Source organism: Myroides sp. LoEW2-1 (assembly GCF_009767705.1).
GTDB lineage: Bacteria > Bacteroidota > Bacteroidia > Flavobacteriales > Flavobacteriaceae > Flavobacterium > Flavobacterium album_A.
In genome coordinates, this window is sequence record NZ_WSPP01000183.1 from 1 (window position 1) to 16,318 (window position 16,318).

15 protein-coding genes are annotated in these 16,318 nt (G+C 34.4%); 3 read left to right on the top strand and 12 right to left on the bottom strand.

Features of this window, described 5'->3' with window-relative positions:
• The 6 genes from GOQ24_RS11210 to GOQ24_RS11235 form a co-directional block, all read right to left on the bottom strand.
• Positions 1-579, bottom strand: a 579-nt coding sequence (locus GOQ24_RS11210) for a tetratricopeptide repeat protein (RefSeq protein ID WP_160339720.1), incomplete at its 3' end; no start/stop codon positions are given.
• A gap of 12 nt (positions 580-591) precedes the next feature.
• A complete protein-coding gene (locus GOQ24_RS11215; protein WP_155091964.1) occupies positions 592-1,635 on the bottom strand; it encodes a VWA domain-containing protein in 1,044 nt (347 codons plus the stop codon).
• A gap of 7 nt (positions 1,636-1,642) precedes the next feature.
• On the bottom strand, positions 1,643-2,644 hold the full coding sequence (locus tag GOQ24_RS11220; protein WP_155091965.1) for a vWA domain-containing protein: 1,002 nt from the start codon (positions 2,642-2,644) through the stop codon (positions 1,643-1,645).
• A 2-nt stretch (positions 2,645-2,646) separates the two neighbouring features.
• A complete protein-coding gene (locus GOQ24_RS11225) occupies positions 2,647-4,266 on the bottom strand; it encodes a BatD family protein (protein ID WP_160339721.1) in 1,620 nt (539 codons plus the stop codon).
• A gap of 5 nt (positions 4,267-4,271) precedes the next feature.
• Complete coding sequence (locus GOQ24_RS11230; RefSeq protein ID WP_155091967.1) at positions 4,272-5,135, bottom strand: DUF58 domain-containing protein; 864 nt, start codon at positions 5,133-5,135, stop codon at positions 4,272-4,274.
• Between the two features lie 88 nt (positions 5,136-5,223).
• Positions 5,224-6,228: an AAA family ATPase gene (locus GOQ24_RS11235; RefSeq protein WP_155091968.1), complete on the bottom strand. Its 1,005-nt coding sequence runs from the start codon at positions 6,226-6,228 to the stop codon at positions 5,224-5,226.
• 166 nt (positions 6,229-6,394) lie between these two features.
• On the opposite strand from GOQ24_RS11235, the gene GOQ24_RS11240 reads away from it, so the two are divergent.
• Genes GOQ24_RS11240 through GOQ24_RS11250 form a run of 3 tightly spaced genes read left to right on the top strand, consistent with a single transcriptional unit; the run spans position 6,395 to position 8,871 of the window.
• Positions 6,395-7,534 carry a DUF5929 domain-containing protein gene (locus GOQ24_RS11240; protein WP_160339722.1) on the top strand — a complete coding sequence of 380 codons (1,140 nt, stop codon included), beginning with the start codon at positions 6,395-6,397 and terminating at the stop codon, positions 7,532-7,534.
• A gap of 3 nt (positions 7,535-7,537) precedes the next feature.
• Positions 7,538-8,272, top strand: coding sequence for a metallophosphoesterase (locus GOQ24_RS11245; RefSeq protein WP_160339723.1), 735 nt, complete (start codon positions 7,538-7,540; stop codon positions 8,270-8,272).
• A gap of 41 nt (positions 8,273-8,313) precedes the next feature.
• A complete protein-coding gene (locus GOQ24_RS11250; protein ID WP_155091970.1) occupies positions 8,314-8,871 on the top strand; it encodes a DUF3575 domain-containing protein in 558 nt (185 codons plus the stop codon).
• 712 nt (positions 8,872-9,583) lie between these two features.
• Here GOQ24_RS11250 and GOQ24_RS11255 read toward each other — a convergent pair.
• The 6 genes from GOQ24_RS11255 to dut all read right to left on the bottom strand — a co-directional run bounded on the left by GOQ24_RS11255 (position 9,584) and on the right by dut (position 16,023).
• A complete protein-coding gene (locus tag GOQ24_RS11255; protein WP_155091971.1) occupies positions 9,584-11,131 on the bottom strand; it encodes an aldehyde dehydrogenase family protein in 1,548 nt (515 codons plus the stop codon).
• Positions 11,132-11,847: 716 nt separating this feature from the next.
• Entirely contained in the window at positions 11,848-12,384 is a 537-nt protein-coding gene (locus GOQ24_RS11260; RefSeq protein WP_155091972.1) for a 3-hydroxyanthranilate 3,4-dioxygenase, read from the bottom strand.
• Positions 12,385-12,398: 14 nt separating this feature from the next.
• Positions 12,399-13,655, bottom strand: a complete 1,257-nt coding sequence (locus GOQ24_RS11265) for a murein hydrolase activator EnvC family protein (RefSeq protein WP_155091973.1) — start codon at positions 13,653-13,655, stop codon at positions 12,399-12,401.
• A gap of 15 nt (positions 13,656-13,670) precedes the next feature.
• Positions 13,671-14,453 carry a DUF4292 domain-containing protein gene (locus GOQ24_RS11270; protein ID WP_155091974.1) on the bottom strand — a complete coding sequence of 261 codons (783 nt, stop codon included), beginning with the start codon at positions 14,451-14,453 and terminating at the stop codon, positions 13,671-13,673.
• Between the two features lie 89 nt (positions 14,454-14,542).
• Positions 14,543-15,553: a sugar phosphate nucleotidyltransferase gene (locus tag GOQ24_RS11275; RefSeq protein ID WP_160339724.1), complete on the bottom strand. Its 1,011-nt coding sequence runs from the start codon at positions 15,551-15,553 to the stop codon at positions 14,543-14,545.
• A 32-nt stretch (positions 15,554-15,585) separates the two neighbouring features.
• The gene (dut, locus tag GOQ24_RS11280; protein WP_160339725.1) at positions 15,586-16,023 is read right to left on the bottom strand and encodes a dUTP diphosphatase; all 438 of its coding nucleotides are present in this window, start codon (positions 16,021-16,023) and stop codon (positions 15,586-15,588) included.
• Positions 16,024-16,318: the final 295 nt, after the last annotated feature.

Below are 16,318 nucleotides of genomic sequence, written 5' to 3' on the forward strand. Positions count from 1 at the left end.
TTGATCCTGTTGATCTTTGTTTTGATCCTGTTGATCTTTGTTTTGATCCTGTTGATCTTTGTTTTGATCCTGTTGATCTTTGTTTTGATCCTGTTGATCTTTATTTTGATCTTGTTGATCTTTATTTTGATCTTGTTGATCTTTATTTTGCTGCTGCTGATTTAGTTTTTTTGCGACAGCATAATTATACCTTGTTTCTTCATCTTTCGGATTATTTTTCAGTGCAGACTTGTATGCTTGTTCGGCTGCTTTATAATCCTTTAATTTCATATATGAGTTACCTATATTGTGGTAGGCAAGGTGTTTTTCAGATTTAGAATCGGCAACTTTAATAGCACGTTCATAAGCCGAAATAGCTTCTTTTGTTCTACCTTGTTTTAGCAAGGCATTCCCTAAATTATATTCGGCTGTAGCATTGTTTTCCAATTTAGAATTAGCTATTCTATAGGATGCTTCAGCTTGTGCGTAATGTTTTTGTTCATATCCTTCATTTCCTTTACTTAGGGCTCTACCAGCACTTTGTGCAAAAGTAGCTAAGGACATAAAAAAGAAAGTTATTATATATAATAAGTGCTTCATAATCAAAAATCATTAATCATTATCTTCATTCTTTTCATTGAACAGGTTTAGATTTTTCATCCATTGTGTTTTGCGCTCTAAAATGAATAAGTCAATGAAAATTAAAATAAATGCAAATGCCAAAAACCACTGAAATTGTGATTGATATTCAGAAATCTGTTGAGATTCAAAGTCTGTTTTTTGAATCTTATTCAAGTCATTTTTAACTAAATCAACGACTTCTTGGGTATTAGATCCATAGTAATATTTGCCTCCCGTTTTTTCTGCAATGTGTTTTAAAGTATTTGGATTGAGTTTTGTAATCACAATTTCGTTGTCCCAATCTTTTTTATACTCAACGCCTTTGGCAGTGCGAATAGGTATTGGACCTCCTTTTTCAGTACCCACTCCGATAGTGATAATCTTTATTCCTTTTTGAGAAGCAATAGCGATAGCGCCATCCATTTCTTCTCCGTGATCTTCACCATCAGAAATGAGGATCATCACTTTACTGGTATTTGGGTTATCATAAAAGTTACTCGCTTCATAGATTGCATCTTCAAAAGCGGTACCTTGAGAGGATACCATATCCGTATTCATGGTTTGCAAATACATTTTTGCAGCATAGTGGTCTGTTGTAATTGGAAGCATCGGGAAAGCTGTTCCAGCATAGCCAACTATTCCAACTCTATCAGGTCCGAGATTATTGATAATCTGTGAAACCAGTTGTTTCATTTTAGCCAAACGATCTGGCGCCATGTCCTCTGCAAGCATACTCTTAGAAACATCCAAGGTAAATACAATGTCAATACCCTGACGTTTGACTGTTATCAATTTGGTTCCAATTTTCGGATTAACTAATCCTATTACAATCGAAACTAATGCCATAAGATAAAGACCAGCCTTGATGATTGACTTATTCTTAGATCTGTTTGGCGCTAATATTTTCATTGCTTTGTGCGTAGCAAAAGTAGATTGCTTTCTTTTCTTCCATAGCAAATCAGCAATGATAAGACCTACAATTGCTGCAATTACAATTAATAAAAGAAAGTATTTTTTATTATCAAGTTCCCACATAATAAACTTATATAAATCCTCTAAAAAGAGTTTTTCTTAGTATTATTTCAATGCTTAAGAGAATAAAACTTATTAAAGCAAACAAGTGAAATTTCTCATCTGTATTAACGAACTTTTGCTCGTCTATTTTTGTCTTCTCTAATTGGTTGATTTCTTCATAAATATTTTTTAAGCTATCTGTGTCAGTTGCTCTAAAATATTGTCCTCCTGTCATCTGAGCGATTTCCTTCATTAATTCTTCGTCAATCTCTACTTGGACTTTTTCATATACAACTTCTCCATTAGGTTTCATACCTACTGGTGAATCTGCCAAACCATTTGTACCTATACCAATAGTGTAAACTTTTATGTTGTATTCCTTTGCTATTTTTGCTGCCAATATAGGATCAATTGCTCCCGTATTATTTACTCCATCTGTTAATAGGATAATGACTTTACTCTTAGCAGGACTATCTTTTACTCTGTTTATCGCTGTTCCCAATCCTACGCCAATAGCAGTACCATCTTCAATTTCATTGCTATACGTTATGGTGCGCAGTGCATTTAAGATAAGTGGCTTATCACTTGTAGCTGGAGTTTTTGTATAAGCTTCAGCAGCGTAGATTACAATTCCTATGCGATCACTTACGCGTTGTTTGACAAAGTCAGCAGCTACAGTTTTCAAGGCTTCCAATCGATTAGGCTGTAAATCTCTCGCTAACATACTTCCTGAGATATCCATTGCCATGATAATATCTATACCATGTGTAGAATGTATCTGATGATCCACACTGATTATTTGAGGTCGTGCTAATGCTACAATCAAGGTTGATAAAGCTAATAGCCTTAGTACAATAGATACAGGTAGTAGCTTTATGAGAATTGATTTACTATTTCTTATTCCTTTTGTCGTACTTAACTTTACTGTAGCATGTTGTTTTTTTCTATTGATATACCAAATATAAAATGCCACTGGTAGCAATAGAAAAAGCCAAAATAACTCTGGATTTAAAAAAGTTACATTTTTCATTATCATTTTTCTTCATTGTATTGAATTGATTCAAATACTCTTTGAACTAATTCAACTGCAAGTTTATCATTATTTCGATAGAAAACCCATATCTGACTACGGTTCTCACCATATTGGGTCAGTACTCCTTCAAATTCTATTTCTTCTATTTTACCTGTCTCCGTATCTTCTAATTTGAAACTACCAAATACTTCTGTACCTACTATACCTTTTGAGTTCTCAAAGTCATCTTCCTCATATTGTATATCCGTTACTTTGTAATTTTGCGTAATTGCCTTTATCGCATGAGCGATTATTTCCTTCTCAGTTGATTTGAACTCTTTAGTCGTTACTGAATTACTCAATATCATACTGATAGGGTCCTCCAAAGTTTTGAATCTAAACTGCTGTATTGATTCTAAACCATCAAGTTTCGCTTCTTGAATTACAGTTTCATTTTTGCGTACTAACACGACTGGAGTAGTAATAGTGATACCTGGATTTGACCCATACGTACTACTAATCCATTCTTTTTCCAATAGTTTCTTTGTGTTGTTAAACGTAAATAGACTGTACTCTCTTTCACTTGCAGTAGTGAAGTAATAGCCTATTCCTGTAAGTAACATTAAGAAAATGGATACGCCAATTGGCAACCAAATACGAAAGCGCATACGGCGTCTTTTCCTTTCTTCTCGTCTTCTAATTCGCTCTGTCTGAGTAGCTGCAGATATAGGATAAGCCTCGTTAATCTTATCTACGATTCCCTGTATCTTACTCGTATCTCCTTGGATTTCACTCTCAGTTGGTTGAGATTTGGCAAACTTTACTAAGTCAGCTGTTTCGAGAATTCTTTTGAACTCATTGATAACCTCTGGTTTTAGTTTGATATTCTTATCTCTTAAAGTGTTTTTTAAGAGTATCATAATCTCATAGGTGGTCATTTCTCTTGCAGAAATATCAAATGTATCTTCAAGAAAGTTTCTTACGACATTACTCATCTCTGAATAATATGGTTTAGCATCTCCTCTCGTCCAGTTCTTTTTCTCCTCAAGTTTTTTTAATTTCTTGACTGCTTTCTCATAAGGGGTTTTATATTTATCGTCCTCAGTTAGGTTTTTCTCCTGCTTGTATTTAATGAATAAGTACAATGCTATACCTACGACGATGGATAAAACGACGAAAATGATGTAATACCAGTAAGTAGAAAATGATGCACCCTCTTTTGAAATACCCTTAATTTCATATAATGGAGTTTTTAGAGTATCTACTTGTACAGGTAATACGTTAATTCTTACCGAATCAGTCTTGAACATTGATGCATCTACAATGACTGGTACCTGCGGAAGAGTGTAGGAACCTTCATCGAATTGCGTTAAATCATACTTCTTGATTAACTCTATATCATCTTGTTTTACAACTGTATCTGTCGGATAGTTCTCTATGACTTCAAAAGCTCCAATTTGTTCTGTTTCAGGAAAAGTAATCTTTGTCCCTTCTTTAGTATGGGCTGTAATTGTATAGGAGAAACTATCACCTATTTTTATTTGAGTGGTATCTACTTTAGACTCAATTCTATTTTGAGCGTACAGCGTACTACTAAAAAATAATAAAGTTGTGAGTATATATAGAAATTCCTTTTTCATGATTGTTATCTTGATTTGAAGTAGCCTAAGAGTTTTTTTACATAACTGTCATTTACCTCTATGTTGATTGTACCTGCTCCACATTTTTGAAATACTTTTAAGAATTTCTTTTCCTTTTTCTGGAAGTAGGCTTCATATTCTTTACGCGTACTTTGACTTGAAGTATTGAGTACCACTTCTTCTCTTGTCTCAGCATCAAATACTGTTATTAAACCGACATTAGGTATTTCTTGTTCGCGTTTGTCATAGACGCGAATACCAGTAATGTCGTGTTTCTTTGCAGTAATCCTCAATGTAGATTCAAAGTTCGGTGTGATAAAGTCTGAAAGGACAAAAACAATAGCTTTTTTCTTTAAAACTTTCGTAGCGTACTCTAACGCATGTGCTAAATCAGTATGCTGACTCTTAGGTTTGAAATCTAATAATTCGCGAATAATACGCAGAACATGCGTTTTTCCTTTCTTGGGAGGAATGAATAGCTCTATCTGATCTGAAAATAGAATTAGACCAATCTTATCGTTGTTTTGTGTAGCTGAAAAAGCTAAAGTTGCTGCTATTTCGGTTACGATTTCATTTTTAAAAGTATCTGTTGACCCGAAGTTTTCAGAGCCACTAACATCAACCATTAACATTAGTGTTAATTCGCGTTCTTCTTCGAAGACTTTGATATAAGGTTCGTTATATCTTGCCGTTACATTCCAGTCTATTGCTCTTACATCGTCCCCAAACTGATATTGTCTAACTTCGGAGAAAGTCATCCCTCTACCCTTAAAGGAAGTATGATACTCCCCTGAGAATATATGATCACTTAATCGCTTTGTTTTTATTTCAATTTTTTTGACTTTCTTTAAAATGTCTTTGGTATCCATAGCATATCTTTCAAAATGTTCAAACTTCAAAACCTATTTGTAGATCAGTACAAATAGGTTAAATCAATTACCAGAAGAACCTTAATTATTAAGGCACTTCTATTTCATTTACAATTTGATTTATAATATCTAATGAAGTGATATTTTCAGCTTCAGCTTCGTATGTCACTCCAATTCTGTGTCTTAATACATCTACTACTACTGCGCGTACATCCTCTGGAATAACATAGCCTCTGCGCTTAATAAACGCATAACACTTGGCAGCTGTTGCTAAGTTGATACTTCCACGAGGAGAAGCACCGAAACTAATAAGTGGTTTTAATTTTTCTAATTTGAATTGCTCAGGATATCTTGTTGCAAATACAATGTCTAAGATGTATTTTTCAATCTTCTCATCCATGTATACCTTCTTAACAACCTCTTGAGCTCGTTTGATCTGTTCTAAAGTTACAACAGGGTTTATTTGCGGTTTTTCTCCCGCTAAATTTTGACGAATAACAAGGCGTTCTTCCTCTAACTTTGGATAGTCAATCACCGTTTTCAACATGAAACGGTCCATTTGAGCCTCTGGTAATGGATAAGTACCTTCTTGTTCAACTGGGTTTTGGGTAGCCATTACCAAGAACGGTTGCTCTAATTTATATGTCTCATCACTGATAGTTACTTGTTTCTCTTGCATCGCTTCCAAAAGTGCAGACTGTACTTTTGCCGGTGCACGGTTTATCTCATCTGCTAATATAAAATTGGCAAAGATTGGCCCCTTACGGATACTGAAATCATTTTCCTTTACATTGTAAATCATTGTCCCTATAACGTCCGCAGGTAGTAAGTCTGGAGTAAACTGAATTCTATTAAAACTTCCATGTACTGCTTTTGAAAGTGTATTAATAGCTAAGGTCTTTGCTAAACCTGGTACTCCTTCAAGTAGAATATGACCTTGTCCTATCAATCCAATTAATAGACGATCAATCATATGTTTTTGTCCTACAATAGCTTTGTTCATTTCCATTGTCAACAAATCAATGAAAGAACTTTCTCTTTCAATTAATTCGTTTAATTCACGAATATCATAATTTGAAGCTGTATTATCCATACTTGTTTGTTTTGTTAAATAGACTCTTTTTTAAACCTTTACGCAAATTGGAAAAATATTCTTTATATAGTTGTTAATATATGGTTAAATGTAAAATGCTTAATTTGTAATTAAGCGTGAATTATGACTTTCTTTTTATAATTTTAAGAAGTAAAATTGAAATGATGTGATTAACAAACGTTTACTAATTAAAAATATACTCGGGTATTACGACGAAAATAGCTTCTACGATAAGAAAAGACAGCTTAATCTACATACTAAGTCAGGCAAAGCTAAGTTTCTAAAACATATCTGTGCCTTGTCTAATTCAAACCCTAACAACAATTCCTACTTGCTTGTGGGCATTGAAGATACAGATAATTATATTACGGGCGTAGATTTTTATGACGATAGTAAAATTCAGAATCTCGTAAACGCCTATTTGGAGAATGCACCCAGCATTGTCTACGACAATGTTCCTTTTGGTTTATTGCCTAAGGATAAGGTAGTTGGATTAGTGACGATTAAGCCAAATGGACTTCTAACTACGTTTAAAAGAAAAATTAATGAGATAGAGGAAGGGACCTTTTTTTACAGAGTTGGGAGTACTTCTGTTCCGAATGAAAAGGTACCTATCGAAGATAATAGCAAAGTTGTGACAAGTATCGAGAATGTTTCACAGATCGACTTTAAGACGCTTTTAGATACAGTTGTCAGTTTTGTAGCTGATACTCACAAGGATTTAAAAGCCAGATATAGTGTCTTTAAGGAGCAGTTTATCATTTGTTGGGCTGGAAACAAAATGAAAGTTCGCGGAACTCCTTTTTACTCCCGAGTGGATATCCTGTTTGTCAACGAGCAGATTCAGCTTTTTTACTCTGATTTGGATGCTGTTACTATCTACTATGACGACAATGAATTTGTTATTACTGAGTATCTAAATTTGGGTCTGAATGACAAAACATCTTATTATCCTTTCGAAGAGGTAGCTATTCACTTTTACGACAATGGAACTTATGGTATTTCAAATACTTTATTATTTGATCCGCCCAGCTACAATCGAAATATACTAGGGCATATTTATGGGAGTAGTATGAATGTCATTTATAAAATCCAAAATGAAATGCGATTGACCTCTAAAGAAGAACGCGTTTTAAACAAATTGTGTTTCAATATGATGTTGTGTTACCTCAATGGTTTCGACAAAGCTATTGACGAACTACTCGAGGTTAAAGATTACCTAAAAAAACACAGTGATCCTCAATTGTTTGTAGCCTTTAAAGAAGTAATGCGTATCTTGCGTAAGCTTAAATATGAAATGGATTAGGTAATGAATAGAACACTTGTTATTGGTGATATTCACGGTGGATATAAGGCTCTGCTACAAGTTTTAGACCGTGCAAATGTCACTGCAAATGATACTCTTATTTTTTTAGGAGATTATGTAGATGGATGGAGCGAATCCGCTCAAGTAGTAAACCTACTATTAGAATTAAAACTAAAACAGAAGTGTATCTTTCTTCGAGGAAATCACGAAACGCTTTTGGTACATTGGTTAAGAACGAAAGAAACGAATAAACTATGGGAGTATAATGGAGGAGATGCCTCTATGAAATCGTATAGTCAGTTAAGTGAAATAGAGGTACAGAAACATTTAGATTTTTTTGACTCTTTAATGAATTACTATATTGATGACAAAAATAGATTGTTTGTACATGCCGGGTTTACTAATCCAAGAGGTATTACGGATGAACATTTTGAAGAAAGTCTGTATTGGGATCGTACTTTGTGGGAGCTTGTCATGAGTATGAATGCGAATCTTTCTCCAGATGATATCTTGTACCCTCGACGCTTAAAGCATCACAGCGAAGTATACATTGGTCACACACCAGTGACTCACTTTGGTTTTACAGAACCAACAAACTTTGCTAATGTGTGGAATATTGATACAGGAGCTGCTTTTTTAGGAAAGATATCCATACTTGATATTGATTCTAAGGAGTTTTGGCAAAGTGACACCGTGGCCGCTATGTATCCAGATGAAGAAGGTAGAAACCATAAATAACTGAGTATTTTATTATATTTGCTGTTAAATCAAATTAGAATATGAAAAAACTATTTTTAGGACTAATGTTTTTAGCTTGTACTTTTGGAGCAAAAGCACAGGCTTTAAATGAGGTTAAAATAAATGTTTTGAATACATTAGTATTAGCTTCTGTTGAGTTAGGGTACGAACATTTTATCGATCATAACCAATCGATCGGTGCAAATTTCAATATCAATGATCGATTTTCTTATCACGCTGAAAAGAACAGTAAGAATCAAAAGTTTAAGACAAATAGTTTAATGGTTAATTACAACTATTACTTTGGAGGTAAGACTGGTGCTAATGGTAGTGGTTATGTGGTTACTCCTTTTTTGAAATACAGATTTGGAAACTTTGAAGAAGATAAATGGAATGAAATAGATGCTGTAGATCAAACTGTAAAAGTAGATATGGACAGTTTCATATTTGGTGTTGGAGTAGGGTACAAATGGGCTTTGGGTGATTCATTTACTATCAATCCATTTGCAAATATTGCAAGAAACTTCAGTAGTGAGGTGAACGACCGCTTTTCAGCTATTGAGTTTAATGCAGGTATCAATATTGGATATAGATTTTAGAACGTAATAAGAGATAAATACTTTTTCAAAAGGAGTTCCTTCAAGGAACTCCTTTTTTTTTGACTTTATGCCCTATATTGATTGTGCTTATTTGTCTGTTATTCACTTCATTATTGGTGGTTTAATGTTTGATTTGTATAATTCTTTTAGTGTGAATTAGTGTAAATTTAGGTGATTGTTCAAGGATGTTTTTAAAGGGAATACTCTATTTCACTGTACTACATTACTGGCTTAGGTTGCTGTTTTGACTCTGCCTGGAGTAGTTGAGTTTAATTCTTTGATCGACCGTGCCTGCTTCAGTAGTAGTATATAATTAGCAATGAGGACTAGTATTAATTACCTAAAATATGATCTGTTATGAGTAGATTTCAAAAGACGGGAGCACTTGTCTGCTTCTTTTTTATACTTATTTTTAGTTTGTACCTTTCTTTTTTTAAGGGGAGTGGTATTAGTTTTTTGAACTATGAAATGTATCTTAACAATGCTGACTTTTATTTCAACCTACTTTTAATTTTGATTGCAGAGGGATTAGTTTTGTACTCTTTTTTAAAATTAATTAAATCCTTGTAAGATTGGTAGATGCGTTCGTTAATACGGCTCAGAATAGTGTATAGCGCGTGATTCATTGTAGCTTATAGAGATAAAATATAAAAAGGGTTCACTCAGTGAACCCTTTTCTGTGTATTGCGATAAGTATTTATTATCTATTCGTTTAGAAATCAAATTTAATACCTTGAGCTAAAGGTAACTCAGTTCCGTAATTGATGGTATTGGTTTGACGTCTCATGTATGCTTTCCAAGCATCTGATCCGGATTCTCTACCACCTCCTGTTTCTTTTTCTCCTCCGAATGCACCACCGATTTCAGCTCCAGATGTTCCGATATTGACATTGGCTATTCCACAATCTGATCCTGCATGAGATAAGAACAATTCCATTTCTCTCATGTTAGTAGTGAATATAGATGAAGATAATCCTTGAGGAACGCCATTTTGCATAGCTATTGCCTCTTGAATATCGCTGTATTTCATAACGTATAAGATTGGGGCAAAGGTTTCTGCTTGTATGATTTCGTAATCATTTTTACCTTCTATGATACACGGTTTTACATAGCATCCACTTTCATAACCTTCACCTGAAAGAACGCCTCCTTCTACAATTATTTTACCTCCTTCTTTTTTTGCTTTTTCTATTGCGTTTAAGTAATCTTGAACAGCGCCTTTATCAATTAGTGGACCTACGTGATTAGTTGCATCAAGAGGGTTGCCTATTTTTAACTGTGCATACGCTTTTTGAAGTACTTCAATGGTTTTGTCATATACGCTTTCGTGTACGATAAGGCGTCTTGTACTTGTACAGCGTTGTCCTGCTGTTCCTACTGCTCCAAAAACAGCACCAACTAAAACCATGTTGATATCTGCATGTTCAGAAACAATAATAGCATTATTTCCTCCTAATTCTAAGATGGTATTTCCAAATCTTTCAGCTACGGTTTTTGAAACGTGTCGGCCAATGCGTGTTGATCCTGTAAAGGAAACTAACGGGATACGGTGATCATTATTGATCAAATCACCACATTCGTTCCCAACTACGAGGTTACATACTCCTTCAGGAATATTGTTTTCCTTGAAAACTTTAGATACTATATTTTGACATGCTACTCCACATAGAGGCGTTTTTGAACTTGGTTTCCATACACAAACGTCTCCACAAACCCATGCAATCATTGTATTCCAACTCCAAACTGCTACTGGGAAGTTGAATGCTGAAATAACACCAACAACACCTATCGGGTGCCATTGCTCATACATCCTATGCTGTGGTCTTTCAGAATGCATCGTTAAGCCATACAACTGACGAGAAAGACCTACTGCAAAATCACAGATATCGATCATTTCCTGTACTTCTCCCAATCCTTCTTGTAAGCTTTTTCCCATTTCATAGGATACAAGCTTTCCAAGATATTCTTTGTTTTTGCGTAATTCATCACCTATTTGACGAACAATTTCTCCTCTTTTTGGAGCGGGTACATTTCTCCAAGTCTTAAATGCCTCCGTTGCCGTTTGCATTACTTTTTCATAATCATCAGCAGTAGATGCCTGTACTTTGCCAATTAAAGCGCCATTTACTGGAGAGTAAGATTCAATTATTTTTCCATTTGAAAATGAATTTAATCCCGTAGATGAACCGTGATTTATTTCTTTTAAGCCAAGCTTCTGTAAAGCTTCTTCAATACCAAATTGGTTATTTAAGTTTGCCATTTTCTAATTTATTAGGTTTTTATAGTTGATTGATTGCTAATATATAAAAATTGCGGCAAATGATTATAAGTGTCTTAAAATCTTTGAGATTACTGTTTGATTAGTTTACTTATTTCATTCATTTAAGGCGCTTTATCATAGCTATACGTGTTTTTTTGAACCTTTCATAGCCGTGTTTTATAATTTTCGTCTTGGGCAGTCAATAGGGGATAGCCGAGGCATTGTGGTTTCTTGTTATTCGAATTGTTTATTGCTTTGTTTTAGAATGGTGATTTGTGTTGTTTTCCTCGCACTTTTTCTGGGTATGCTTAGGGGTTTCTGGGAGTTTTCTTCGGAAAACACCCCTTTTTCCGAAGAAAAGTGCAAGAATACCCCAAGAAAGGTGCAAAAAACTCCCAAGGTATTGCCCTCTTTTTTTGTACTTAGGAGGTCTTTAAGTCATTAGTCATTTTATCTACTTCGTAGAGGGGATTAAGGCTCTATTTTGAATGTGTTCTTGGGGTAAATTGGTTTGTTTAGTAACTGCTAATCTTTCAGTAATGTACAAGCATTTACGGAATAGAGAATTTTCACGGACTATATTTTTAGCATAGTCACTTATCTTTGGAATAGCTGATGCATTGCTATATGAAATTTTTAGTTCGTTAAAGAAAAATCCCCATTGTTATCTTTAAATAACAATGGGGATTTTTTATATGGATAGATTAAGTGTTATTTCACTTAGTGAATTTTGGGTCTGATTCCATAATGTGGTTACAGTTCTTACACGTTCTTAATTCTTCTGAGGAATAAAAGTCGTTAAAATGGGGTAAGAAGTCAGTTTCTATGTTTGTTAGTTCAAAGTAGACTTCGTGTAGTTTGTGGTTGCACTGCTCGCAATACCACAATAATCCATCTTTCGTATTTTGTCCTTTCGCTCTCTTCTTTTCAATCACTAAGCCAACTGAGTTCTCTGTTCTAATTGGTGAATGTGGAACTTTGGCTGGCAATAAATAGATATCACCTGCTTCTAAAGTGACTCTTTTTCGCTCGCCATTTTCTTGAATGTCAATGTAGATGGTCCCTTGTAGTTGAAAGAAAAACTCCTCTGCTTCGTTATAGTGAAAGTCTTTACGAGCATTCGGTCCTCCAACGACCATAACGATATAGTCATCTGATAACGGATAGATGTTTTTGTTGCCTACAGGAGGTTGAAGTAAGTTTTTATTATCTTCAATCCATTTATATATATTGATACTTTTTTGATTACTCATTGCTTTAAGCCTTTTTAATTACTTCTACTCAACCAAGATTGTGGATTGTTAATATCCGCATTATGAGTTAATAAGAATTTTAAGACAGTCTTACCACTGCTATTGGTATTAATGACACCAATGCTTTGTTTCAGACTTACACTATCTCCTTTTTTGACGTATACTTCACTTAGGTTTTGATATACTGTGATATAATCACCATGTTGAATAAGTACAGCCTTATTTCCCCCTGGTAATACTTGGACTTGTAGGACTTCTCCTTGAAAAACAGCTCTTGCTTGTGCTCCTTGTTCAGTCGAGATTTCTACACCACTATTGTGTATAGTCAAATGTTTTTGTACTGGGTGAGGCTGATCTCCGTACGACAGTGATATATATCCTTTTTCTACTGGCCAAGGAAGTTTTCCTTGGTTAGCTTTAAAGTTATCAGCGACTAATTTACCTTCTGGAGTTAATTCAAATGTAGCTGACGATGAAGTCGCCGTTGACTTAGTCGTTGTCTTACCCGCTTTGGCTGCTGCTTCTCTTGCTTTTCTATTTGCCTCGGCAATTGCTTCGCGGATAAGCTGTTGTATTTTTTTGTCTATTTCTTTTGTTTGTTCTTGTTTCTTTTTAATCTCGTCATTGTATTTCTTTTGATCTTTTTTGACGATTTCCATTAAATTAGTCTGTGAACTTAAATCTTGTTCTAATGCTTTTTGATTGCTTTTTTGCTCCTCAAGCAGAACTCTTTGTTTTTCTTTATCTATGGCAAGTTTGGCAATCTTTTTATCGAGAACTTCTTTTTTCTCCTGTAATTCATCCCCTTGTTCTTTTCGGTATTCAGCATATTGTTTCATATACTGTAGGCGTTTGTAAGCTTGCAGAAAGCTATCTGACGACAGTATGTACATTATGCGGCTTTGATTGGATTTACTTTTGTAGGATTTTTCTATAATATTAGCATAGTCCTTTTTTAGTTTCTCCAATTCAGCTTCAAGTACGTTGATCTCTTTTTGAGTTTTCGCGATATTGTTTGTCGTTACCGTAATTTGCTGTTGAACATTATTGATCAATTGGCGATTAAGGGATATTTTGCGATTGAATTCTTCTATTTCGGATAATATATTACGCTCTTTTGTTCTCTCTACTTGCAATAGCTTTTGCACAGACTTGATTTCGATCATAATCTGTTGCTTTCTGCGTTCAAGTTGTGCTTGAGTTTCTTTTTGTTGGCTCCAGCTGAATGCAGATGTAAGTAGTAGTGCTATTGTAATATATTTTGCTCTCATATGTAGCGAGGTTCCCTATTGATTTATTTTAATTTCTTTGTATCCGCTTGGTACTTTATATTGAAAATTGGTTTTTTCATTAAATGTTACCTTTTCATAACGAATGTTCAAATTTATGCTTTTTTCTTGTTCAGCCTTAATATTTATTTCAGTAGGCGCTGTGTACTTTCCAATTCGCTGATAATTTGGATAGCTGATAGTTACTTTTCTATTTTGCTGTGGTTCCGAAATTTCTTCTTTTTTCAACAGGCCATTTTTGTCCTCGAAATAATAGGTAGATTGTACATCAGTATCGATAGTTGATTCTATTTTATGTAAGCCTTCTGCAATACTTGATTGAAGGTTGTTTGTTTTGTCTTTGCTATCGAGCGCTTGTCCCAGTAATAGGTTTTGAAATCGGTTAAAATCCAATTCAGTACCAATCCATTGCGTAAGGATATCAAAGGTGCCTTTGAAGTAAACTTTGTTCCACTTATCATAGAATTGAACTTGCTCAGGTGTGATCAACGCTTTAGCTACTGGAAAACCAATGTAGCGTATATTGAGCATGATTTGCTTGTCTTTTTCTATGGAGATGTCTATAGCAAACTTTTGACTTTGCTTATCTGTTTCATAAGAGGCTGAACTTCGAATTAAGGTTGTCTTAAAGTTCTGTGCGTGTTTACTGTGTTCATTTAAGATAGTAAGGACAGTTTTTGTATTTGTCGCATTGCCTTCGTCAAGGTTTAAACTATTCTTGTTTTTTTTACAAGCTACTAAAAGGGTAAGACAAAATACCACCAACAAGATTTTTTTCATATCAAATTTGCTTCTTAAACGGGTTTAATGAACCAATATAACTAAAAAAAATCCGTTTTAAACTGCTTTTAAAACGGATTTAAGATTTTTTATTCTAAAACGGAATAATCTCCAATACTTATATTAGTGTGTTTGCCATCATAGACAGCGTGGTTTCCTACCATCGCATTGTCTAAGTTTGCATTGCGAATAATTGAGTTTGTTTGGATCAAACTGTTTTTGATTGTCGCATTTTCTACTTTTGTGTTTTCTCCTAAGGAAACATTTGGACCTACTGTAGCATTTCTTAAAACTACATTGTCTCCAATAAAACAAGGTGGTATGATTGTGCTGTTTTCATTTACTACAGTTGGAGAAATGTAATTTGCATTTTCAGCTTCTAAGAAATCAAGCATTCTATTGTTGGTGTCTACTGTTACATTTTTGTTACCACAGTCCATCCATTCATCTACTTGCCCAGGCATGAATAACATTCCTTTCTGTTTCATGTTTTCTAAGGCATCAGTTAGCTGATATTCTCCTCCCTTGATGATATTATTATCCAAGAGATATTCTAATTCACTGCGTAAAGTTTCTCCACTTTTGAAATAGTAAATCCCTATAATTGCTAAATCTGAAACAAATTCTTTCGGTTTCTCTACGAAATCGATAATTTGCTTTTTGTCATTCATTTTTACAACTCCAAAAGCACTTGGGTCTTTTACTTGCTTAACCCAAATAACGCTATCGGCATCTTTGTCTAAGTTGAAATCAGCGCGGAATAAGGTGTCTGCATAAGCTACGACAATTGGTCCTTGCATACTTTCTTTAGCACATAGGATAGCATGAGCCGTTCCCAATGCTTCGTTCTGATAACAAATGGTTCCTTTCGCTCCTAATTTCTCAGCAATAGTGATCAGATCTTTCTCAACATCCTTTCCAAAGCTTTCGTGAATAATGAATGCTATTTCTTCTATCTTGTCATTTAAAACCTTAGCAATATCCTCTACTAATCTGTGTACTATCGGCTTTCCTGCTATTGGTATTAAAGGTTTAGGTACTGTAAGTGTATGGGGGCGTAAGCGAGATCCTCGTCCTGCCATTGGAACTATAATCTTCATTTGTTAAATCTTTTTATTAATATTTTCTTTTACTATTTGCGACCTGTACTTCCAAATCCACCTTCTCCTCTTGTGGTTTCAGTTAATATTTCAACAGGTTGCCAAGCAATTTGTTCATATTTTGCTATAACCATTTGAGCGATTCTCTCTCCATTTTCGATTGTGAATGGCTCTTTGGATAAGTTGACTACAATCACTCCAATTTCTCCTCTATAGTCTGCATCAATTGTCCCAGGACTGTTTAATAGAGTGATTCCCTTTTTTGCAGCTAATCCGCTTCGAGGGCGTATCTGTGCTTCATATCCTTCAGGTAGTTCTAAGTACAATCCCGTAGGTATAATTGCTCTTTCTAAACTTCCCAAAGTTACTGCTTCACTTAAGTTTGCTTTTAAATCCATACCTGCAGATTGTGCAGTTTCGTAATTTGGTAAAGAATGTTGGGATTTATTAATAATTTTTACTGTAGTCATAGTCTAATTTTAAATAGGTCACAAATATAAAAAAGTTATAGCTAAGTAAATAATATTACTCCTATTAGTAGACAATATATCCCTGTGATTGCTGTATTTTGAGTTTTAATTTTCAAATAATTTTATTTTATTATGGGTGTTTTTGTACGCTTTTCTAAGATATAGAGTTGGGTTCAATTGTAATTTTAGGTACTATTTACCTTTGCTGTATTTGATTTGTAAATGCTATAATAAGTTCCACTTTTACGATGAAGAGTGCCATGGCTTTCTTATACCCAAAAGTGCTTAAGTGATT

Bases quoted from the DNA above. Each gene is read 5' to 3' on its own strand.
- GOQ24_RS11215 (WP_155091964.1), bottom strand. From the start codon at position 1,635: ATGTGGGAACTTGATAATAAAAAATACTTTCTTTTATTAATTGTAATT.
- GOQ24_RS11220 (WP_155091965.1), bottom strand. From the start codon at position 2,644: ATGAAAAATGTAACTTTTTTAAATCCAGAGTTATTTTGGCTTTTTCTA.
- GOQ24_RS11225 (WP_160339721.1), bottom strand. From the start codon at position 4,266: ATGAAAAAGGAATTTCTATATATACTCACAACTTTATTATTTTTTAGT.
- GOQ24_RS11230 (WP_155091967.1), bottom strand. From the start codon at position 5,135: ATGGATACCAAAGACATTTTAAAGAAAGTCAAAAAAATTGAAATAAAA.
- GOQ24_RS11235 (WP_155091968.1), bottom strand. From the start codon at position 6,228: ATGGATAATACAGCTTCAAATTATGATATTCGTGAATTAAACGAATTA.
- GOQ24_RS11245 (WP_160339723.1), top strand. From the start codon at position 7,538: ATGAATAGAACACTTGTTATTGGTGATATTCACGGTGGATATAAGGCT.
- GOQ24_RS11250 (WP_155091970.1), top strand. From the start codon at position 8,314: ATGAAAAAACTATTTTTAGGACTAATGTTTTTAGCTTGTACTTTTGGA.
- GOQ24_RS11255 (WP_155091971.1), bottom strand. From the start codon at position 11,131: ATGGCAAACTTAAATAACCAATTTGGTATTGAAGAAGCTTTACAGAAG.
- GOQ24_RS11260 (WP_155091972.1), bottom strand. From the start codon at position 12,384: ATGAGTAATCAAAAAAGTATCAATATATATAAATGGATTGAAGATAAT.
- GOQ24_RS11265 (WP_155091973.1), bottom strand. From the start codon at position 13,655: ATGAGAGCAAAATATATTACAATAGCACTACTACTTACATCTGCATTC.
- GOQ24_RS11270 (WP_155091974.1), bottom strand. From the start codon at position 14,453: ATGAAAAAAATCTTGTTGGTGGTATTTTGTCTTACCCTTTTAGTAGCT.
- GOQ24_RS11275 (WP_160339724.1), bottom strand. From the start codon at position 15,553: ATGAAGATTATAGTTCCAATGGCAGGACGAGGATCTCGCTTACGCCCC.
- dut (WP_160339725.1), bottom strand. From the start codon at position 16,023: ATGACTACAGTAAAAATTATTAATAAATCCCAACATTCTTTACCAAAT.